Annotated in this window: 20 protein-coding genes; 14 read left to right on the top strand and 6 right to left on the bottom strand. The window is 62.9% G+C overall.

Translation table 11 applies throughout. The features are described 5' to 3' along the window. Positions 1-246 precede the first annotated feature (246 nt). The 12 genes from OIM99_RS06465 (at position 247) to OIM99_RS06410 (ending at position 11,118) form a co-directional block, all read left to right on the top strand. Positions 247-741 carry a universal stress protein gene (locus tag OIM99_RS06465; RefSeq protein WP_311849506.1) on the top strand — a complete coding sequence of 165 codons (495 nt, stop codon included), beginning with the start codon at positions 247-249 and terminating at the stop codon, positions 739-741. 74 nt (positions 742-815) lie between these two features. Next, a complete protein-coding gene (locus tag OIM99_RS06460) occupies positions 816-1,376 on the top strand; it encodes a NifU family protein (protein WP_311849505.1) in 561 nt (186 codons plus the stop codon). 62 nt (positions 1,377-1,438) lie between these two features. Beyond that, complete coding sequence (gene tsaB / locus OIM99_RS06455) at positions 1,439-2,158, top strand: tRNA (adenosine(37)-N6)-threonylcarbamoyltransferase complex dimerization subunit type 1 TsaB (protein ID WP_311849504.1); 720 nt, start codon at positions 1,439-1,441, stop codon at positions 2,156-2,158. Further along, on the top strand, positions 2,155-2,637 hold the full coding sequence (locus tag OIM99_RS06450) for a GNAT family N-acetyltransferase (protein ID WP_311849503.1): 483 nt from the start codon (positions 2,155-2,157) through the stop codon (positions 2,635-2,637). The genes tsaB and OIM99_RS06450 overlap by 4 nt, the downstream gene beginning before the upstream one ends. Positions 2,638-2,678: 41 nt before the next feature. Beyond that, positions 2,679-3,461 carry a 1-acyl-sn-glycerol-3-phosphate acyltransferase gene (locus tag OIM99_RS06445; RefSeq protein WP_311849502.1) on the top strand — a complete coding sequence of 261 codons (783 nt, stop codon included), beginning with the start codon at positions 2,679-2,681 and terminating at the stop codon, positions 3,459-3,461. 84 nt (positions 3,462-3,545) lie between these two features. Beyond that, on the top strand, positions 3,546-5,000 hold the full coding sequence (gene miaB, locus OIM99_RS06440; protein ID WP_311849501.1) for a tRNA (N6-isopentenyl adenosine(37)-C2)-methylthiotransferase MiaB: 1,455 nt from the start codon (positions 3,546-3,548) through the stop codon (positions 4,998-5,000). Further along, positions 4,993-6,075, top strand: a complete 1,083-nt coding sequence (locus tag OIM99_RS06435; protein ID WP_311849500.1) for a PhoH family protein — start codon at positions 4,993-4,995, stop codon at positions 6,073-6,075. Before miaB ends, OIM99_RS06435 begins: the two co-directional genes overlap by 8 nt. A 10-nt stretch (positions 6,076-6,085) precedes the next feature. Next, entirely contained in the window at positions 6,086-6,586 is a 501-nt protein-coding gene (ybeY, locus tag OIM99_RS06430) for an rRNA maturation RNase YbeY (protein WP_311849499.1), read from the top strand. A 60-nt stretch (positions 6,587-6,646) separates the two neighbouring features. Next, positions 6,647-8,320 (top strand): apolipoprotein N-acyltransferase, encoded by a 1,674-nt coding sequence (gene lnt / locus OIM99_RS06425; RefSeq protein ID WP_311849498.1) that lies wholly within the window; start codon positions 6,647-6,649, stop codon positions 8,318-8,320. A gap of 104 nt (positions 8,321-8,424) precedes the next feature. After that, positions 8,425-8,889, top strand: a complete 465-nt coding sequence (locus OIM99_RS06420) for a helix-turn-helix transcriptional regulator (protein WP_311849497.1) — start codon at positions 8,425-8,427, stop codon at positions 8,887-8,889. A 162-nt stretch (positions 8,890-9,051) separates the two neighbouring features. Beyond that, complete coding sequence (gene metK, locus OIM99_RS06415) at positions 9,052-10,272, top strand: methionine adenosyltransferase (RefSeq protein ID WP_311850362.1); 1,221 nt, start codon at positions 9,052-9,054, stop codon at positions 10,270-10,272. A gap of 144 nt (positions 10,273-10,416) precedes the next feature. Continuing rightward, positions 10,417-11,118, top strand: a complete 702-nt coding sequence (locus OIM99_RS06410) for a tRNA (guanine(46)-N(7))-methyltransferase TrmB (protein WP_311849496.1) — start codon at positions 10,417-10,419, stop codon at positions 11,116-11,118. Between the two features lie 185 nt (positions 11,119-11,303). Here OIM99_RS06410 and OIM99_RS06405 read toward each other — a convergent pair whose 3' ends face one another. Both OIM99_RS06405 and OIM99_RS06400 read right to left on the bottom strand, forming a co-directional pair. Then, positions 11,304-12,023: a SprT family zinc-dependent metalloprotease gene (locus OIM99_RS06405; RefSeq protein ID WP_311849495.1), complete on the bottom strand. Its 720-nt coding sequence runs from the start codon at positions 12,021-12,023 to the stop codon at positions 11,304-11,306. Between the two features lie 113 nt (positions 12,024-12,136). After that, positions 12,137-13,405: a polyhydroxyalkanoate depolymerase gene (locus tag OIM99_RS06400; RefSeq protein ID WP_311849494.1), complete on the bottom strand. Its 1,269-nt coding sequence runs from the start codon at positions 13,403-13,405 to the stop codon at positions 12,137-12,139. A 174-nt stretch (positions 13,406-13,579) separates the two neighbouring features. On the opposite strand from OIM99_RS06400, the gene OIM99_RS06395 reads away from it, so the two are divergent. Next, a complete protein-coding gene (locus tag OIM99_RS06395; RefSeq protein WP_311849493.1) occupies positions 13,580-14,911 on the top strand; it encodes an ActS/PrrB/RegB family redox-sensitive histidine kinase in 1,332 nt (443 codons plus the stop codon). 88 nt (positions 14,912-14,999) lie between these two features. Then, positions 15,000-15,548: an ActR/PrrA/RegA family redox response regulator transcription factor gene (locus OIM99_RS06390; protein ID WP_311849492.1), complete on the top strand. Its 549-nt coding sequence runs from the start codon at positions 15,000-15,002 to the stop codon at positions 15,546-15,548. A 16-nt stretch (positions 15,549-15,564) separates the two neighbouring features. Here the strand turns inward: OIM99_RS06390 and OIM99_RS06385 are convergent, their stop codons facing one another. Genes OIM99_RS06385 through OIM99_RS06370 form a run of 4 tightly spaced genes read right to left on the bottom strand, consistent with a single transcriptional unit; the run spans position 15,565 to position 19,848 of the window. Further along, complete coding sequence (locus OIM99_RS06385; RefSeq protein WP_311849491.1) at positions 15,565-16,038, bottom strand: MmcB family DNA repair protein; 474 nt, start codon at positions 16,036-16,038, stop codon at positions 15,565-15,567. Between the two features lie 20 nt (positions 16,039-16,058). Beyond that, the gene (locus tag OIM99_RS06380) at positions 16,059-16,844 is read right to left on the bottom strand and encodes an ABC transporter ATP-binding protein (protein WP_311849490.1); all 786 of its coding nucleotides are present in this window, start codon (positions 16,842-16,844) and stop codon (positions 16,059-16,061) included. Then, positions 16,841-17,893, bottom strand: a complete 1,053-nt coding sequence (locus tag OIM99_RS06375; RefSeq protein WP_311849489.1) for an iron ABC transporter permease — start codon at positions 17,891-17,893, stop codon at positions 16,841-16,843. Before OIM99_RS06375 ends, OIM99_RS06380 begins: the two co-directional genes overlap by 4 nt. Further along, complete coding sequence (locus tag OIM99_RS06370) at positions 17,887-19,848, bottom strand: TonB-dependent receptor domain-containing protein (RefSeq protein ID WP_311849488.1); 1,962 nt, start codon at positions 19,846-19,848, stop codon at positions 17,887-17,889. The genes OIM99_RS06375 and OIM99_RS06370 overlap by 7 nt, the downstream gene beginning before the upstream one ends. Between the last annotated feature and the right edge of the window lie 68 nt (positions 19,849-19,916).

Here is a 19,916-nt window from a genome sequence, read left to right as displayed (position 1 = left end):
TCATCCCGGACGCGCCGCAGGTGCGATCCGGGACCCAGGGGCGTGTGGATGAATCTTCAATCATAAGCCGTCACATCGTTGAACGATGATCAGCATTGTACCGTTGGCCCCTGGGTCCCGGATCACTTGCTGCGCAAGTGTCCGGGATGACACAGAGGTGCGCGCACTCCATCGCGCATTTGCCTCATCACCGTCCTGGTGGCACGATGACCACGGCCCGCAATCGACGATCTTCGAGGAGTGCCAATGGGCGGACGACGCAGTTCATATCAGTCGGGACACAAGCCGAAATTTCTCGTCGTCATCGATGGCAGCGCGGAAAGCACGCAGGCGGTGGCCTTCGCCGCACGCCGTGCGGCGCGCACCGGCGCCATCATGATGATGCTGGCCATCGTCGAAGTGGAACAGTCGCAGGAATGGCTCGCCGTTGGCGAGATGATGCGTCAGGAAGGCGAGGATCGCGCCAACGATCAATTGGAACTCGCCGCTACCCGTGCCCGCGAACTCGTCGATGTCGAGGCCGAACGCGTCATCCGCTTTGGCCTTAAGCTCGAACAGATTGTGGGGCTGATCGAGGAAGACCAGGATATTTCGCTTCTGGTGCTCGCCGCTTCGAGCGGCCCGGAAGGGCCGGGGCCGCTCGTCACGCTGATGGCGGGCAAGGCGGCGGGAACCTTTCCCATCCCGGTGGTCATCGTGCCGGGCGCTTTGAGCGACGAAGATATCGAGGCTTTGGCTTGATCGGACCCCGGTGTGGTTCCATATAAGAGGGTGACAGAGCCGCCAGTGGGCGGCGTTTCCCCTGGAATTTTGCCATGTTTATCCAGACCGAAGCGACCCCCAACCCGTCGACCCTGAAGTTCCTGCCCGGTGAAACCGTGCTCGGCGAAGGCACCCGCGAATTCACCTCATTCGATGCCGCCGGCGCTTCACCGCTGGCTAGGGCCTTGTTTTCCATCGACAATGTATCGAGCGTCATGTTCGGCCCGGATTTCGTCTCGGTGACCAAATCGGGCGGCGAATGGCAGCATCTGAAGCCGTCGATCCTCGGCGCCATCATGGAACATTTCATGTCGGGCGCGCCGCTGCTCAACGACGGTGAGACCCCGGTCCTCGACGACGAGGACGAATTCTTCGCCCCCGAGGACGCCGAAACCGTCGCCACGATCAAGGAATTGCTCGAAACCCGCGTCCGCCCGGCGGTAGCCGGCGATGGCGGCGACATCACCTTCAAGGGTTTCAAGGACGGCACCTTGTACCTGACCATGAAGGGCGCCTGCTCCGGCTGCCCCTCGTCCACGGCCACGCTCAAGCACGGTATCCAGAACCTGATGACCCACTTCCTGCCGGAAGTGCGGGCGGTGGAACAGATCTGATTGACGGCTGTCGGCCCGGATCGCCTGTGGCATCCGGGATGACATGAAGGCCTTGGCCAGCTATGCCAGAGACAATGATTCTGGCCTTAGATACCTCGATGTCAGCGGCTTCGGCTTGTGTCAGCCTCGCCGGCGCTGACGAGCCGATCGCCAGCCGCAGCCTGCCCATGGACCGCGGCCATGCCGAAGCGCTGATGCCGCTCGTCGCCGAGGTGATGCAGGCCGCGCCCGGTGGCTTTCCCGCCCTCACCCGCGTTGCCGTGACCATCGGTCCGGGCTCTTTCACCGGCATTCGCGTCGGTGTCGCCGCCGCCCGCGCCATCGGTCTGGCCGGCAATATTCCGGTGATCGGCGTTTCGACATTTTCGGCTTTCGCCGCGCCCTGGATCGGCAAGGAGCAAGGCCAGATTGTCGCCTGCGCCATCGATGCCCGTCACGGCAATGTCTATATCCAGGCTTTCGATTCCAACGGCTACATCGTCCTGTCGCCGCGTTTGTCGACGCCGCGCGAGGCGCTACGCGCCATCGGCGCCGGCCCGCTGTGTCTCGTCGGCTCCGGCGCGGCGCTTCTGGCGGCCGAAGCCCAGAGCATCGGCTCGAACGCGGTCATTTGCGGTCCTGCCGGCGCGCCCGACATTCATCAGGTCGCCCGCCTCGGTCTCATCGCCGATCCAGCGACGGCGCCGGCCCGGCCGTACTATCTGAAACCGCCGGATGCCAAGCCCGTGCCCATCCGCCGTCTGCGGCAAGTTGAGACGAATCGCGCCGGGCTGCCCGAATGATCAGCTTTCTGCGCCGCGCCTTGCAGACCGAGAGCCGCAGTCTTGAAGCCGGCGACGCGCAGGCCTGCGCGCGCCTGCACAAGGATGGCTTCGCTTTTCCTTGGGATGCCGGCGAAATCGAACGTCTCATTCTGTCGGAGAATGTCATCGGCGATGGCATTTTCGACAGCGTCGGCGGCGCTCTGCTTGGCTTCGTCCTGTCGCGCAAAGCCGCCAATGAAGCGGAGATTTTGACCATCGCGGTGGCCAGCGCCCAACGCCGCCGTGGTGTCGCGCGCGATCTTCTGATCAAACATGCCGAGACGCTGGGGCTGTTGCGCGTCAGCGCGCTGTTTCTGGAAGTGGCGCAGGATAACGAGGCAGCGCTGGCGCTCTATCGTCGCCATGGCTTCGCGGAAGTCGGTCGTCGGCCGGGCTATTATCGCGCCGCCGATGGCGGTCGTACCGATGCGATTGTCATGACAAAGCAATTGTTGTGATTTAGGCCGCCTCCATCGGGGGCTATGACGAAGAGGCGTTCGTGCCGGTTCTGCGCGCCGTGGCGCTTGTGCTGACAATTCTGCTGTTTCTCGTCGTTGTTAGCCCGCTCTATCTGTTGTTCATCCGCTTCCGGCCTTCGGCGCGCGCTGCCATGCCGTTGCTGTTCTGCCGCATCATGTGCCGTCTCCTGCGGGTGCGCGTGCGCCCGCGCGGCGAAATGGCGCGCGAGCGGCCGCTGCTGCTGGTGCCCAATCACATTTCCTGGGTCGATATCGTTGTGCTCGGCAGCACCGAATTCACCGCCTTCCTGGCCAAGAAGGAAGTGGCGGGCTGGCCGCTGCTTGGGCCGCTTGCCAAGGTGCAAGGCGCTCTGTTTGTCGATCGCGGCCGCCGCCGCCAGATTCCGGCGGTCAACAAACAGATGGCCGAGCGCATGCAAGCCGGCGATCCGGTGATCCTCTTCGCCGAGGCGACGACCGGTGACGGCACCCATTTGTTGAAATTCCACACGCCCCATTTCGAGGCCTGCCGCGACCTGATGAAGGCTTTTCCTGAGGTGACGACGGTCTACGTCCAGCCGATCGTCATCGATTACAACCGCCGCGACGGCCTGGCGCTGGGCCGGGCCGGCCGCGCCAATATCGCCTGGTATGGAGATACCGGCTTCACGCCGCATCTGTGGAGCATGCTCAAATCCGGCCCCACCGAATGCCTGGTCGATTATCTGCCGCCCCGGCCCATGGCGCTGGCCGATCATCGAAAAGCCATGGCGGCGATGATTCAATCGGACATTCGCCAGAACCGCTGGAGACGGGTGCCGTGAGGTTCTCACTCCGGCGATTTTCGCCTAAAAGGAACGAGAATTGCTGGTCGCCGAGCGGCCAGGCGTGAAGGAATGATTTTGGGCATGAACGAGGTGAAAACGTCAGACGCGAGAGGGACCACGCCGGTCGCCGCGCCGCAGACTCGCAAGGTTTTCATCAAGTCGTTCGGATGCCAGATGAACGTCTATGACGCCACGCGCATGGGCGACATTCTCGAGGGCGAAGGCTACGGCCCGGCCGCTTCGCCGGAAGAAGCCGATCTCGTCGTCCTCAACACCTGCCACATCCGCGAACGCGCCTCGGAGAAGATTTTTTCCGAACTCGGCAAACTGCGCGAGATGAAGGAAGAGCGCGCCGCCAACGGCAAGGCGATGCAGATCGCCGTCGCCGGTTGCGTCGCGCAGGCCGAAGGCGGCGAGATCATTCGCCGCCAGAGCGCTGTTGATATCGTCGTTGGGCCGCAGAGTTATCATCGCTTTCCCGAACTGCTCGGCAAGGCCAGCCAAAACGCCGGCTTTCGCGGCGGCGGTGTGGTCGATACCGATTTTCCGGTGGTCGATAAATTCCAGACCATGCAGGCGCCGTCGCCGCAGCGTCTGCGCGGGCGCGGTTATGCCGCTTTCGTCACCGTGCAGGAAGGCTGCGACAAATTCTGCACCTTCTGCGTCGTGCCTTATACGCGCGGCGCCGAAATGTCGCGGCCGGTCGCCTCAATTCTCGATGAAGTACGCGCGCTCGCTGAGGCTGGCGTGCGCGAGATCACGCTGATCGGCCAGAACGTCAATGCGTATCACGGCGACGATGCCGGCCGGGTCGCGTCGCTCGGCGATCTCATCGAACGGGTCGCCGCCATGCCCGGCGTCGATCGCATCCGCTATACGACAAGTCATCCGCGTGACATGGATGACAGCCTGATCGCCGCCCATCGCGACATCCCCGAATTGATGCCCTATCTGCATCTACCGGTGCAGGCCGGGTCCGACCGCATTCTGGCGGCGATGAACCGCAAGCATAAGGCACGTGAATTCATCGACATCATCGCCCGCGTACGCGCGGCGCGGCCCGACATCGCTTTGTCATCTGATTTCATCGTCGGTTTCCCTGGCGAAAGTGATGTGGATTTCCAGGCGACCATGGATCTCGTGCGCGAGATCGGCTTCGCCAGCGCCTATTCCTTCATGTATTCTGAACGCCCAGGAACACGGGCGGCCGAGATGGACGGACAGGTCGAAGCGCATGTGAAGCAGGAGCGGCTCGCCGCGCTGCAAGCGCTGCTCGAAGAGCAGCGGCAGGCGTTCAACCGTGCTACGGTCGGCCGGGTTCTTCCGGTCCTGTTCGAGAAGAAGGGCCGCCACGCGGGCCAGGCCATCGGCCGCACGCCCTATCTGCAATCCGTTCACGTCGAAGATGCCGAAGCATTGATCGGAACCATTGCTTCGATCTCGATTGAAGACACCTGGCCGAATTCGCTGAAGGGCCGGATCGTCACACCCGAAAGTTCAGCCGCTCACGGGAGCATGCAGAGCACGAATGCCTGACAACGACAGTCGTACGGGCGCGCCGCCGTCCATCGAGAATGCTGCGGCAGGGCGTGAACTCAGAACGAAAGTTTTCGATCGCGAGCGATCGGAAGTTACATTCACCCTCGCCGACAATCGCGCCGCCTCGGCCACCTTCGGTCAATACGACCAGAACCTCGCCAAGATCGAACGGCGCCTCGGCGTCACCGTGAACGTCAATGGCAATCACGTCACCATCAAAGGTCCGCCGGAAGCTTGCGCCCATGCGCAGCGCGCCATGACGGCACTCTACGAACGTGCCCGCAAGGGCCAGAGCATCGGCCTGGGCGACATCGATGGCGCGCTCGCCGAAAGCATCGAGCAGGGCAGTCTGTTTCCTGAACAGGCGGCCGCCGCCGCCACGCCCTTCTCGTTCCAGCAGATCGCTACGCGCAAGAAAGGCGCCGTGCGGGCGCGCAATGCTTCTCAGCACGAATATCTGCATGCGCTGCGCCAATACGAACTGGTCTTCGCCGAAGGTCCCGCCGGCACCGGCAAGACCTGGCTCGCCGTCGGCCATGCGGTGCTGCTGCTCGAACAGGGCATCGTCGAACGGCTCGTGCTGTCGCGCCCCGCCGTGGAAGCCGGCGAGCGCCTCGGCTTCCTGCCCGGCGACATGCGCGAGAAGGTCGATCCCTATCTGCGGCCGATCTTCGATGCGCTGCATGATTTCATGGACAGCCGCATCGTCGAACGCGGTCTCGCCACCGGCATGATCGAAGTGGCGCCGCTCGCTTTCATGCGCGGACGCACGCTCACCAATGCCTGCATCCTGCTCGATGAGGCGCAGAACACCACGTCGATGCAGATGAAAATGTTCCTCACCCGTCTGGGTGAGGGCTCACGCATGATCGTCAACGGCGATCCGACGCAGATCGATCTGCCGCCCGGCCAAAAGTCGGGTTTGCAGGAAGCGGTGCGTTTGCTCTCCGGCGTCGAGGGCATCGGCCATATCGTGTTCAAGGATGCCGACGTGGTGCGTCACGATCTCGTGCGGCGCATCGTCACGGCCTATGAGAGTGCCGGCAAGAAAGCGCCAGGAACGCCTGAATGAAGACCGCCGAATGAACGTCGTCGTCGATGTGCGTGACGAGTTCGAAGGCTGGTCGGCCGCTTGGGCTGACATGGGAGCAGGCCTGCCCGATCTCGATGCCTTCACCGCGCGCGCCATCGCCACGGCGCTTGAAACGTCCAAGGTGAAACTCATGGACGGCGTCGAAGTCTCGGTGCTCTATTGCGGCGACGGCTTCATGCAGGAGCTGAACAAGCAATGGCGCGGCAAGGACCAACCGACCAATGTGCTGTCCTTTCCGGCGGCCAGCGGCAAGGCCCTGCAACGCACGCCGACCTTGGGCGATATCATCGTCTCTTGCGACACGGTTGTGCGCGAGGCAAAGGCCGAGAAGAAGACCTTTGCCGATCATCTTGCCCATATGCTGGTGCACGGCAGCCTGCATCTCGTCGGCTTCGACCATGAGATTGATGACGAGGCCGAGGATATGGAGGCGCACGAGCGACAGGCGCTGGCCAAGCTCGGTATCGCCGATCCTTACGCGGAGAGCTGAAAACATCGCGCGGCGCGTGTATCTGTTGAGGGCACTGATTCGCGGATAAAGCCGGGCCCCATGACAACTGCGGCGATCACCAGAACAGCCGATCGTTTTGTCCTCTCCGCCGGCTGGACGCGCGCGTTTTTGGCTTTCGCCTGTGGCGCGGCGGGCGCGCTGGCGATGCCACCGGTGTCACTCTTTCCCTTTCTCTGCATTTCCATGGTCGCCGCCGTCTGGCTGATCGACGGATCGGCGGCGCAGGTCCGCGCCGGTGTGCCCGCCACGGCTTTTGCCCATGCGATGGATGCCGCCAAGGTCGGCTGGTGGCTGGGCTTCGGCTATCACGTCGCGGGTCTGTGGTGGCTTGGCGCGGCCTTTCTGGTCGAGGCCGATCAATTCGCCTGGGCTTTGCCTTTGGGCGTCATCGGCCTGCCGGCGGGCCTCGCCTTCTTCACCGCCTTCGGCTTCTTCCTGGCGCGTCTGTGCTGGACCACGGGACCGAGCCGCATTCTGGTTCTTGCTTTGGCGCTCACCGTGTCGGAATGGTTGCGCGGCACCCTGCTCACCGGCTTTCCGTGGAACGATTTCGGCATGGCTTTTGGCGCCAATCTCATGTTGGCGCAGACTGCTTCGCTCATCGGTCTCTATGGCCTGACCTTTATCGCCGTCTTCATCTGCGCCGCGCCGGCGGTCTTGGCCGATCGTCCTGCGCGCGGCCGGCGCGGGCCATGGCCGGTCTTCGCGGCGCTGATCCTGCTGATCATAATGGTGGCCTTCGGCTTTTGGCGCTCGTCGGCGCCGCCCGTCGCCGCGCAGCCCAATGTGAAGCTGCGCATCATGCAGCCCAACCTGCCGCAGGACGAGAAATTCCGCTCGGATAATAAAGAAGCGATCCTCAAGCGCTATTTCGAGGTATCCGATCGCGCGACATCGCCGCAGACCGCCGGCGTCGCCGATGCGACCCATCTGATCTGGCCCGAGTCGGCCTTTCCCTTCATCCTGTCGCGCGATCCCGCCGCCTTGCGCGAGATCGGCACCTTCCTGCCCGCGTCCACCATATTGGTGACGGGCGCGGCGCGTTTCGAACAGTTCGACCGCACCGCCGGTTCCCGCCGCCCCGCTGGCCGCTATTACAACTCCATCCAGGCCGTGCTGCCGGGCGGCGCCATCGTCGCCACCTATGACAAAGTGCATCTGGTGCCGTTCGGCGAATATCTGCCGCTCGGCTGGCTGCTCGATAAAGTCGGGTTACGGCAGTTCGTGCATATTCCCGGCGGCTTCGAGCCGGGCGCGCGGCGCACTTTGCTGCGCCTGCCCGGCCTGCCGGCCGCAGCGCCGCTCGTCTGCTACGAGGCGATTTTCCCCGGCGAGGTCATGCCGCAGGACGGATCGGCGGAACGGCCGGAATTCATGCTGAACGTCACCAATGACGGCTGGTTCGGTGAGACCTCGGGGCCGTATCAACATCTGATGCAAGCGCGCCTGCGCGCCATCGAGGAAGGCATGCCGCTCGTGCGCGCGGCCAATACGGGCATTTCGGCTATTATCGATCCCTATGGTCGCATCCTCAAACAATTGCCTCTCGGCGTCGACGGCGTGATCGACAGCTCCCTGCCCAAGCCGATTGCTGCACCTTTTTTTGCGCAGCATTCCCAATCGGCGCCCGCCGGTTTGTGGTTCGCCGCCCTCATTTTGGCCCTCGCCCTGAGAGCCTGGGAAAAGCGCAGGTCTACCTACACCTCTACCTAATAGCCGTTGCAGGGCCGGGTCGATGCGCGTAAGACGCGGGGTGCTCGATCCCCTGAAGTTTCGAGCGAAGAGACCTTATTCCTCCTCTGAGTTTCGAGGGTCGCATGGCGAAGGTCCCGAATCCCATCGACAAACATGTTGGCAGCCGCGTGCGACTGCGCCGGGTACTGCTGGGCCTGAGCCAGGAAAAACTTGGCGATGCCCTCGGGCTGACATTCCAGCAGGTGCAGAAATATGAAAAGGGCGCCAATCGCATCGGCGCCAGTCGGTTGCAGGAAATTTCCAAGATCCTCGACGTGCCGCCATCTTATTTCTTCGAAGGCGCGCCGGCCGGTTCCGCCGAGGCGCATGTCGATGCCGGCGAAGTGGTCTCCTCGGCGCTCGTCACTGATTTCATCGCCACCGCCGAAGGCATTCAGCTCAACAAAGCCTTTGTGCGCATCAAGAGCCAGCAGGTGCGCAAGCGCATCATCGATCTCGTCGTCTCATTAGCGAGTGAGACTGGGGCTGATGAGACGGATCGTGATGCACGCGATGAGAGCGAAAGCGGGAACCCTCCCAAAAGCTGACACTGTGGTCCTACGCCCCATGGGAACGTGCCCGTGTTCGCTTTACAGAACGAAATCGCCAATAGCGCTTGACCAAACGAACGCTCGCTGCCAAAAAGACGCGCCCTTTGGCATAGGGAGAGGAATCCTGCGTTAAAAGGCGGCCGCCACAACGGTCCACATATCACGCAACCACTCAGCCTCGGAGAACGCCTCGTGGCCCGTAAGAATTATCTTTTCACCAGTGAGTCTGTGTCGGAAGGTCATCCGGACAAGGTCTGTGACAGGATTTCGGACGAAGTCGTGGATCTGTTCTTCCGTGAGGGCGCCAAGGCGAAGCTCGACCCCTATCAGATCCGCGTGGCCTGCGAGACCCTGGCGACGACCAACCGTGTCGTGATCGCCGGCGAAGTCCGCGGCCCGAACATTTCCAAAGAGCAGATCATCGCCGCGGCGCGCAACGCCATCAAGGACATCGGCTACGAGCAGGATGGCTTCCATCACGCCAATGCCGAGATCGAAGTGCTGCTGCACGCCCAGTCGGCCGACATCGCCCAGGGCGTTGACGCCTCCGGCAACAAGGACGAAGGCGCCGGCGACCAGGGCATCATGTTCGGTTACGCTTGCCGCGAGACGCCCGAGCTGATGCCGGCGCCGCTGTACTATTCGCACAAGATCCTGCACCTGATCTCGCAGGCCCGTCACGCCGGCACGGAAAAGGGCCTCGGCCCGGACTCCAAGAGCCAGGTCACCGTCCGCTACGAGAACGGCAAGCCGGTCGGCGCCACCCAGATCGTCGTGTCGCACCAGCACACCATCGAGGACCTGACCTCCAAGCAGATCCACGACCTGGTCGAGCCCTATGTCCGCAAGGCCCTGCCGGAAGGCTGGATCACCAAGGACACCGTCTGGCACATCAACCCGACCGGCAAGTTCTACATCGGCGGTCCGGACGGCGACTGCGGCCTGACCGGCCGTAAGATCATCGTCGACACCTACGGTGGCGCGGCCCCGCACGGCGGTGGCGCCTTCTCCGGCAAGGACCCGACCAAGGTTGACCGTTCGGCCGCCTATGCGGCGCGCTATCTGGCCAAGAACGTCGTCGCCGCCGGCCTCGCCGACCGCTGCACCATCCAGCTCGCTTACGCCATCGGCGTTGCCAAGCCGCTGTCGATTTATGCCGACCTGCACGACACCGGCAAGGTTGACCCGGACAAGCTCGAGAACGTTCTGATGGAAATCATGAACCTCTCGCCGCGCGGCATCCGCGAGCACCTGCAGCTCAACAAGCCGATCTACGCCCGCACGTCCTCCTACGGCCACTTCGGCCGTACGCCGGACAGCGACGGTGGCTTCTCCTGGGAGAAGACCGACATCGCCGATCAGCTCAAGAAGCAGTTCTGAAGCAAATCACGTTTCGCGAACGTTGTAATTCAGGAGGGGCGCCCTTGGGGCGCCCCTCTTTGTTTGACGCGGTCCCTTGACGTGCGTGCCGGCTCGGATCAAACCGCGCGGAGTTTTGACGAGCCGATGTTTGATGAAGACACCATGACCGACCGCATGCCGCAGGGCGAGCGCCAGCGCCCGACCCTTTATGGACGCCGCAAGGGCAAGAAGCTGCGCACCCATCACAGCCTGCTGGTGGAAGAGCTGCTGCCGCAGATGACCGTCGCGCCCTCGGCCCTCGCATCCAGCCCGCGCGGCGTCTTCGATCGTCCGCTCGATGATCTGTGGCTCGAAGTCGGCTTCGGTGGTGGCGAACATCTGGCGCATGATGCCGGGCTCCATCCGGACATCGGCTTCATCGGCTGCGAGCCCTTCCTCAATGGCGTCGCCAAATTGCTGGCGCTCATCGAGGAGAACGATCTCGACAACATCCGCATTCATGGTGGCGATGCGCTCGAGGTGCTCAACGCCTTGCCCGACGCCAGCCTCGGCCGCGTCACCATCCTCTATCCCGATCCCTGGCCGAAGACCTATCAGAAGAAGCGCCGCTTCATCTCCGATGCATCGGTCAAGGAAATGGCGCGCGCGCTGCGCCCCGGCTGCGAACTGCATTTCGCCACCGACATCGACGACTACAGTGCTTGGGCCTTGGCGCGCATCCTGCGCTCGAATCTGTTCGACTGGCGAGTGTCGGCGGCGAGCGATTGGACGACGCCCTGGGCGCAGTGGCCGGGCACACGCTACGAAGCCAAGGCCATCGCCGCTGGCCGCAAGCCGGTTTATCTGACCTTCGTGAAACGCTGAACGCAGTTACCTCGGTGTCATCCCGGACACGCGCAGCCTGATCCGGGAACCAGGGGCAAGTGGTAGAGCGATTGCCTCATCTGCGTTGAGCGCTCTCTGCAAGCAGCATTCAATCACACGCTCTGGATACCGGATCGCCTTCGGCGTCCGGGATGACACGGCGGCGTGTCGTGGAAGAAGACGCGTCACTCCGCCTTCTGGCCGTAGCGGTGCAGTTGCGTGCCGTGCGCGTCGAGCCAGGCTTCGGCGCGATCGGTCTCGGCGCACAGGCGCCGCGTCAGCGCCCAGAATTTCGGCGAGTGATTGAGGTGCACCATATGCGCCACTTCATGGGCGGCGAGATAGTCGAGCACGAAGGCTGGGGCCAGCACGATGCGCCAGGAAAAATTCAGCGAGCCATCGGCGGAGCAGGAGCCCCAGCGGGTTTTCGAATCACGAATCGAAATGCGTTTCGGTGTCAGCCCGAGCTTGCCGGCATAGGCGCTCGCCGCGACATTGAGATCGGCCAGCGCTTGCGTGCGCAGATAGTCCTGCACGCGCCGTCCCAGATGTTCAGCCTTGCCGGCGACGCAGAGCGCCAAGGCCGGACCGTCCAACGTCGTCACGCCCTCCACCCACACTGTGCCGCGTGCGCCGGGACGATGTTGGATGATGTGCGGAATGCCGCGCAGGGGAATGATGCAGCCGTCGACGAAGGGCAGCGGATGCGGCAGCTTCTGCAAGCGCTCGCCGATCCATGCCGCATGTTTCTCGGCGAAGTCGCGCGCTTCGACGATTGAAGCACGTTGCGGAATCGTCAACACCACATCGCGCGTCGCATTGCGCACGCGCAGCGTGAAGCGCCGCGTCGTTGCCGTGCGCTTCAAGGTGACGACATAGGTCGCGCTCTTGTCCGCGATACGCATTTGCGTCGCGGCCGGAGGTGCAGAGGAGCGATTCGAAAAGAGCGCCATGCCCGGATGATACCGCAAGAATCGTCCGGCGCGCTACTTTCCTATTTCGAACAGATTCGTTCGTCTTAGCTGGACTTGTTCCAGCGTTCCATGGCGCGGGTGAACGTCTTGATTCGCGGCGCAATGTCACGACGGAAGCGTGAGCCGTTGAACACGCCATAATGACCGACATGTTCCTGCAAATGGTGCAGCTTGCGGTCTTCTGGAATGTTCGGACATAGCGCGTGGGTCGCTTGCGTCTGGCCGACACCGGAAATGTCGTCGTTTTCACCTTCGACCGTCATCAAGGCCACACGCTTGATCGCCTTCAAATCGACAAGTTGTCCGCGATGCTTCATCTCGCCTTTCGGCAGATCGTGTCGCACGAAGACGGTTTCGACGGTCTGCAGATAGTAGGCCGCGTCGAGATCCATCACGGCCATATATTCGTCGTAGAATTCTTCCTGCTTCTCGTAGGTGTCGCCGTCGCCTTTCACAAGATTGCGGAACATCTCCACATGGGCATTGAAGTGGCGATCGAAGTTCATCGCCATGAAGCCGGTCAATTGCAGGAAGCCTGGATAGACTTCGCGGCCGAAGCCCGGATAGGGGAAGGGAACGGTGTGAATGCAGTTACGCCGGAACCAGTCGGTGCCGCGCTGCTCAGCCAGGGTATTGACCGCTGTCGGACTACGGCGCGTATCGATCGGGCCGCCCATCAGGATCATCGAGTCCGGATAGTAAGGCTTCCCCGCGGCTTCAAGCAAGGCGACCGAGACGACAACCGGCACGGCGGGCTGGCACACGGCGAGCACATGCACCGGCGTGTGCGGATCGGCTTCGTGCAGATGTTTGAAGATGGCGGTGACATAGTCGATGTAGTCGTCGAGATCGAAACGGCCCGCCGACATCGGCACCATGCGCCCGTCGGCCCAGTCGGTGATGTAGACGTCGAAGTCTGGCAGGAAGGCTTCCACCGTGCCGCGCAACAAAGTGGCATAATGGCCCGACATTGGCGCGACGATGAGCAGCCGCGCATGCGCCGCCTTAGGAATATTGCCTTGCCGCTCGAAGTGGATGAGGCCGCAATAGGGCCGCTCCCAGACGATCTCCTCGCGCACGGGAACGGTCTTGCCTTCGACAACGGTCGTGTCGAGACCGAAGGCCGGTTTGCCGTAGCGACGCGTCAAACGCTCGAACAATTCGGCGGATGCGGCGATGTTGCGGCCGAGATACGTATGCGCCAGCGGATTGAGCGGGTTCTTGAAAGCAAGCCGCGTCGCATCCGAAACAAAGCGTGCCGGCGCGAAGGACAGATGCGCCATTTCGTAAAGCTGATAAGACAATCGGTTCATGAACAACCTACTTCAGCCTAATAGCCAAGCTATATTGCGGTGCAAAATAGCCTATTTATACGGCAGGGACAATCTGCCGCTGATTCGCGCCTCTCGCCCCCCGAGAACTACTTATGATCCGGGCGAATGGTTAGCGAACTGTCCCATGGCCCTCTCGTCCCGGCAATCGTGCCCATGACTCTTGTCGCCCCTCCGGAATCCGCCGGCCGGATTCGCGTCGACACCCTCATTCGCCTGCGCTGGCTGGCCATCGCCGGGCAAACGGCGGCTTTGCTGATCATCGCGTTTGGCCTCAGTTTCCCTTTGCCGATCGCCTGGTGCGTCACGGCGGTTGCCGCTTCCGTCTGGCTCAACATTGGGTTGCGTCTGCGCTATCCGGTGACGCACCGCCTCGCCGAGCGCGAGGCGACGCTTCTGCTCGCCTTCGACATGTTGCAGCTCACCGCGTTGCTCTATCTGACCGGCGGTCTCGAAAATCCGTTCTCGATCCTCTTTCTTGCACCGGTGATGATCTCGGCCGTGTCGCTGTCGGTGACGCGCACCGTCGCGCTCGTCGTATTGATGGTGGCCTGCGCCACTTTCCTCGGCTTCTTCCAGCGGCCGCTGCCGTGGTATCCGGGCATCGTTCTGCAACTGCCCTATCTCTATAAGATCGGTGTGTGGATCGCGCTGGTGCTCGGCGCCGTCTTCATCACCATCTATGCGTTTCGCGTCGCCGAGGAAGCGCGCCGCCTGTCCGATGCGCTCACCGCGACTGAACTTGTCCTTGCGCGAGAGCAACATCTAACGCAGCTCGACGGTCTGGCCGCCGCCGCGGCGCATGAGCTGGGCACGCCGCTCGCCACCATCACTCTGGTGGTGAAAGAAATGCGTAAGCAATTGTCGGCCGATGCCACGATCGCCGAAGACCTGGATTTGCTGACGACGGAATTGCAGCGCTGCCGCACCATTCTCGGCAAGCTCACCTCGCTCGGCGACGAACCGGCGCAGCATTGGGACGTGCTGTCGCTGCCGCAACTGCTCGAAGAGACGCTCGAACCGTCCCGCGATTTTGGCGTCGAGCTGAAATCGGAAATTCAGGGCGAGGGCACGCCCCCCAATTGCCGGCGCAATCCCGGCCTGCTCTATGGCCTGGGCAATCTCGTCGAGAACGCTGTCGATTTTGCCAAGGTCGAGGTCCGCATCAAAGCCAATTGGACCAAGGATCAGGTCGGCATCACCATCGAGGACGATGGGCCCGGCTTTTCCGCCGACGTGCTGACCAAGATCGGCGATCCCTACATCACCACCCGGGGCGGCCACGACGAGCGGCGGGCCAAGTCCGAGCCCGGCTCCGGCCTTGGCCTTGGCCTTTTCATCGCCAAAACCCTGCTCGAGCGCACAGGGGCGACGATTTCGATGGGCAACGCGGTGGCGCCGAATGCCGGTGCGCGCATCTCAATCCGTTGGTCTCGCGAGGATTTTGAGCGCGGCACGATGTCCGACGGCCCTGTTCATGCTGATTGAACGTGCAATTGCCGCCCCATTTCGGCTAAATTCGCGCCTGTCACGGGCCAAACCAATCCCTGGCTAAAAATCAGGAACCCAACGCAAAATGACCACGCCGGAAACCGAGTCTGACGATAAATCCCTTCTGATCGTCGATGACGACAAGCCCTTCCTGACCCGCCTGTGCCGGGCCATGGAAGCGCGCGGATTTACCGTCGCGGTGGCCGAAACCGTCGCCGAGGGGATCGAGGCGATCAAAGTGCATCCGCCGGCCTTCGCCATCATCGACCTGCGGCTCACCGATGGCAGCGGCCTTGATGTCATTTCGCTGCTCAAGGAGCGCCGGCCGGAAGCGCGCGGCATCATCCTGACCGGCTATGGCAATATCGCCACCGCCGTCACCGCCGTGAAGCTTGGCGCTTTCGACTATCTGGCCAAGCCCGCCGATGCGGACGAAATCTACAATGCGCTGATGGCCATCACCCACGACAAGGCGCAGCTCCCCGAAAATCCGATGTCGGCCGATCGCGTGCGCTGGGAACACATTCAGCGCATCTACGAATTGTGCGGCCGCAACGTTTCGGAAACGGCACGCCGCTTGAGCATGCATCGCCGCACATTGCAGCGCATTCTCGCCAAGCGCGCGCCGCGCTGAACGCGCCGTCAGTTCGCTAGCCCAGCGGATCGCGCGTCGGATCGTAGAGCAGGTGCAGACGGCTCGCCGCCTGCTGGCCGAAGGCGATCAGCATCGCCTTGCGCCGTGCCGCATTGAGCACGTGCTCTGACGGCGGCCGCAGAATTTCGGCGCCGAATTTGTCGGCGACGATCAATCCGCACTCTTCCGGAAAAATCTCCAGCGGTACGTCCGCATGGGTGGCGAAGGAGAAGTGATCGCAATAGTCGCGATACTCATGCCATTTCTTATCGGTGCGAAAATCGGCGATGCTCGATTTCACTTCGACGATGTGAAAGCGCCCGTCGCCGCCAAGCCCGATCACATCGGCGCGACGGCCATTGTTCAACGGCATTTCGACAAGCGATTCCAACCGATGTGCGCGCATCAGCCTCTGCACGCCACGCATCACCATGGCCGCATGGGCGGACTGGCGTTTGTCTTCGGGTGGAATCGGCGGATCGCTATTCATCGCGGACCAAGGCGTGGCTGTTAGCCGCGATCTAAATCCCGATGCGGCCGCATGGCAAGAATGGGTCCGTCCGGCGTCTGTGCCTGCGCCACGGCCACGCCGAAAATCTTAGCGAGCACGTCGGTCTTGATCAGCCGCCGCGGCAGATCGTCGGCGGCCAGCCGTCCGTCCTTGAAGGCCAGGATGCGTGTCGCATAACGCATGGCGAAATCGATGTCGTGAATGACCGCGATCACCAGACTGCCGGCCTCGGCGCGCTTCTGGCACAAATCCATCACGCGCAGCTGATGTGCTGGATCGAGCGAATTCAAAGGTTCGTCGAGCAGGACGATCGGCTGCGGCCCGACCATCGCGCGCGCCAACAGCGCGCGCATGCGCTCGCCGCCGGAAATTCGGTCGACACCGCGCTCAGCGAGGTCGATGAGATCGAAATCCTGCAACTGCTGTTCGACGGCGGGATCGTCGTCGCTCGCATGGGTGTCGAACGGCGTCAGGCCCAGCGCCACGATGTCGCGCACCGGCACGGGCCAGATCGGCTGGCGCATGTCCTGCGGCAAATAGGAAATGGCCCTGGCGCGTTGCGGCAGCGACAGGCGATCGATCGGCGTGCCGTTGATCGCGATCGATCCCGATGCCGGCATCTGCCCCGCCAGCGCGCGCAGGAACGTCGTCTTGCCGGAGCCGTTTGGTCCGATCACGGCGATGAACTGGCCAGCGTCGAGCGACAGCGAGAGATCATCGATGATCGTGCGGCCGGCAAGCGACACGCTGAGATGATCGACGACGATATGGCTGGTGCCGCTCATGCGCGATCATCCAGCCGATAGGGACGGGCGATGACGAGATAAAGGAAGCATGGTGCGCCGATCACCGCCATCAAGGCGCCGACACGGATTTCGCTCGTTGCCGGAATGAGTTTTACCAGAACGTCGGCTGCCGTGGTGAGGATGGCGCCGGCCAGGGCCGAGGGCAGCAGCACAGCCTGCGCGTCGGAGCGCACGAAGGGCCGCACCATATGCGGCGCGAGCAGGCCAACGAAACCGATGGCGCCTGATACCGCGGTGCCGGCGCCGACACCCAGCGCAATGCCGGCGCTGGTGATCAGCGACACGCGCCAGATGTCGAAGCCAAGCGACGTCGCCGTCTCTTCGCCTAATGTCAGAGCCTTATAGGCCGGGCCGCACCAGAACAGCGCGGCCGCGCCGACGATGATGAAGGGCAGCGACAAAACCACATGCCACATCGAGCGATCGGTGAACGAGCCCATCAGCCAGAACACGATCTCCGTCACCGCATAGGGGTTAGAGGAGAGCGACAGGATCAGCGAAATGGCGGCGGCGGCGAGGCTGCCGATCATCAGGCCGATGAGCAACAGCGAAATCACGCCACCGACCCGGCGCACGACCAGCAGGGTCGCCAGCATGGCAAGCAGCGCGCCGACGATGGCGGTCAGCGGCAAGGCCAGCGAGAAGGCATCGGCCAGGCCGGAATAGATCATCAGCACGGCGCCGAGCGCCGCTGCCTGTGGCGTGCCCAAAACGGCGGGCTCGGCCAGCGGATTGCGGCTCAGCCCCTGCACGGCGGCGCCGGCCAGGCCCAGCATGCCGCCGATGGAGAGCGAGAGAATGAGCCGCGGCAGCCGGATTTCGCGCAGGATGATCGCGGCCGTTTCGCTTTGGCCCGTCAGGCCCCGAAACAATTCGGACGGCGACAGATGCGCCGGTCCCAGCATCAAGGAGAGTATGGCGACGACGATCAGCGCGATGGTGAGCAGAAGCAGAAAGGCTCCGGAGGCGGCCGCAGCCGTCCGGAGCCTGGGTCGTTCAGAAGACGTAACGTTCGTCGAACCTACCATGTCACCTTCAAGCCGGCGTAGATGGCGCGGCCGGTCACGCCATAATCCCGGATCTCTTGATAGCGCGCATTGGTGATGTTTTCGAGCCGGGCGTAAGCGGTGATGTAATCGTTGAACTTATAGCTGGCGCGCAGATCGGCCCGGCCATATTGCGGCAGGGTCACGCGGCCATAGGGGAAGTCGTTGCTGACATCCGTGCGGGTCGAGGCGGCGTAGATGCGGCCTTCCACTTCCAGATTCGGAATGCCGGTATAGATGAGCGACAGGCTGCCCTGCTGGCGCGGCCGGCGTAAAAGGCCGATCTGCTTGTCTTCGTCCACGGCGGTCATGCCGGTGAAGGTGGCGCGCGCCCGCCAGGTGTCGGGAACGATGACCGCATCGATCGAGGCTTCGACGCCACGAATGCGGGCATGGCCGACGTTGTAATATTGGCCGATGAAGAAATTGGCCGCCGGATTGAAGTCGATCAGGTTGCGATACCAGCTGTCGAACAGGGTCACCGAGGCTTTCACGCGACCGTCGAGCAAGGTCTGGTCGATGCCCGCTTCATAGGAGAAGTTCTGCTCCGGGCGCAGGCTCGGCAGGCCATAGATGCTGAAGCGCTGATAGAGCGAGGCGGCATGGGCGCCGGTGCCGGCGCTGACGCGCAGCCGCGTGCCGGTTTCCTCGATGCGATAGGCGGCGGTGGCACGCCAGGTTGGGAACACGGTCTTGTTGTCGATCGCGTCGATGCGGCCGCCCAAGGTCAGGTCGAGCCGGTCGAACAGCGTGATGCTATGCTGGGCGAACACCGAATTGGTGACCTGCGTGCCCCAGAACGGCATCGAGACCGTATAGGGCGCCTGCAACCAGTTCTCGCGCGTCGAAGCGGTTTCGCGCTCCGACTTGGCACCGAAGATGAACTGGCCATAGGTGCCGAGATTGGCCGTGCCCTGATATTCGACGCCGAGGCGGCGCGAACGGAAGGTCGTGTCGCAATTGTAGCTGTTGAAGAACGTGTCGAAACACGATTGCTCCAGCCGGTTGAATCGCTCGATGAGGCTCGAATAGACCGTCAGCGAATTCTTCAGCACGCCGCCGAACGGATCGAAATTGGCACGCACGAAAGCGGTGGTGACGAACTGCCGCCCCTTGTTGAAGCGCGTGTCCTTGTCGGCCGGCATGAAGGCACCGGGATTGTCGAAACGGGCGAAATCGGCGAAGCGCGTCAGGCCGACATCGACGGAGAAGCTGTCCGACGGTGTGAATGTCACCCGCGCCGAACCGGCGAATTTGTCGGTCTTGTCATTCTCCAGCGGTTGCGTCAGCGTGCTGGTGATGCGGCCGATGCGATAGCCGTAGCGCGAGAAGCCGTCGCTGTGAAAGCCGGTCAGCGAGAAGGCGTAAGACACTTTGTCGGTGGCGCCCGACACGGCGCCGGTCGATGAAATCGTGCCGTAGCTGCCCGCTTCCACTTGCACGCTGCGGCGCGGCGCGCGCTCGCCCTTGCGGGTGATGACATTGATCACGCCGCCCATGGCATCGGAGCCATAGAGCGCCGATTGCGGGCCGCGCACGATTTCGATGCGGTCGATGTCGACGGCCGACAGCGCGCCGAAATCAAGCGCGCCATCAGTGCTCGACGCATCGCCGACGCGAATGCCGTCGATCAGCACGAGCGTCTGGCCGGGCGTGGCGCCGCGCAGCGTCACATTCGACTGGGAACCGGGACCACCGTTCTCGGTGATGTTGAGGCCGGGTGTGCCGCGCAGCACGTCGGCAAGGCTCTTGCTGCCATAGGTCTGAATCTCTTCGGCCGGAATGACCGTCACGCTCGCACCCAGCCGTTCGATCGGCAGCGGCGTGCGATTGGCGGTGACGACCAGCGTCGGCAGTGGCACATAGCCTGGCGTGGTGATCTGCCCTGGATTGGCGTCCTGCGCCTGCGCCGCCTGCGGCAGAAACGGTGCGGACAAACAAAAAACGCCAGCCACAATGGCGGCGTTGCCAGGGAAACGATGCGTCACAAGAACCTCCTGCCATC

The sequence above is a fragment of the Methylocella sp. CPCC 101449 genome (assembly GCF_031921685.1).
Lineage (GTDB): Bacteria > Pseudomonadota > Alphaproteobacteria > Rhizobiales > Beijerinckiaceae > Terripilifer.
This window is presented reverse-complemented; position numbering and strand designations above follow the sequence as displayed.

Bases quoted from the DNA above. Each gene is read 5' to 3' on its own strand.
- miaB (WP_311849501.1), top strand. From the start codon at position 3,546: ATGAACGAGGTGAAAACGTCAGACGCGAGAGGGACCACGCCGGTCGCC.
- OIM99_RS06400 (WP_311849494.1), bottom strand. From the start codon at position 13,405: ATGAACCGATTGTCTTATCAGCTTTACGAAATGGCGCATCTGTCCTTC.
- OIM99_RS06385 (WP_311849491.1), bottom strand. From the start codon at position 16,038: ATGAATAGCGATCCGCCGATTCCACCCGAAGACAAACGCCAGTCCGCC.
- OIM99_RS06395 (WP_311849493.1), top strand. From the start codon at position 13,580: ATGACTCTTGTCGCCCCTCCGGAATCCGCCGGCCGGATTCGCGTCGAC.
- OIM99_RS06460 (WP_311849505.1), top strand. From the start codon at position 816: ATGTTTATCCAGACCGAAGCGACCCCCAACCCGTCGACCCTGAAGTTC.
- ybeY (WP_311849499.1), top strand. From the start codon at position 6,086: ATGAACGTCGTCGTCGATGTGCGTGACGAGTTCGAAGGCTGGTCGGCC.
- OIM99_RS06405 (WP_311849495.1), bottom strand. From the start codon at position 12,023: ATGCGTATCGCGGACAAGAGCGCGACCTATGTCGTCACCTTGAAGCGC.
- OIM99_RS06410 (WP_311849496.1), top strand. From the start codon at position 10,417: ATGACCGACCGCATGCCGCAGGGCGAGCGCCAGCGCCCGACCCTTTAT.
- OIM99_RS06375 (WP_311849489.1), bottom strand. From the start codon at position 17,893: ATGGTAGGTTCGACGAACGTTACGTCTTCTGAACGACCCAGGCTCCGG.
- OIM99_RS06465 (WP_311849506.1), top strand. From the start codon at position 247: ATGGGCGGACGACGCAGTTCATATCAGTCGGGACACAAGCCGAAATTT.
- tsaB (WP_311849504.1), top strand. From the start codon at position 1,439: ATGCCAGAGACAATGATTCTGGCCTTAGATACCTCGATGTCAGCGGCT.
- lnt (WP_311849498.1), top strand. From the start codon at position 6,647: ATGACAACTGCGGCGATCACCAGAACAGCCGATCGTTTTGTCCTCTCC.
- OIM99_RS06420 (WP_311849497.1), top strand. From the start codon at position 8,425: ATGGCGAAGGTCCCGAATCCCATCGACAAACATGTTGGCAGCCGCGTG.
- OIM99_RS06390 (WP_311849492.1), top strand. From the start codon at position 15,000: ATGACCACGCCGGAAACCGAGTCTGACGATAAATCCCTTCTGATCGTC.
- OIM99_RS06435 (WP_311849500.1), top strand. From the start codon at position 4,993: ATGCCTGACAACGACAGTCGTACGGGCGCGCCGCCGTCCATCGAGAAT.
- OIM99_RS06380 (WP_311849490.1), bottom strand. From the start codon at position 16,844: ATGAGCGGCACCAGCCATATCGTCGTCGATCATCTCAGCGTGTCGCTT.
- OIM99_RS06450 (WP_311849503.1), top strand. From the start codon at position 2,155: ATGATCAGCTTTCTGCGCCGCGCCTTGCAGACCGAGAGCCGCAGTCTT.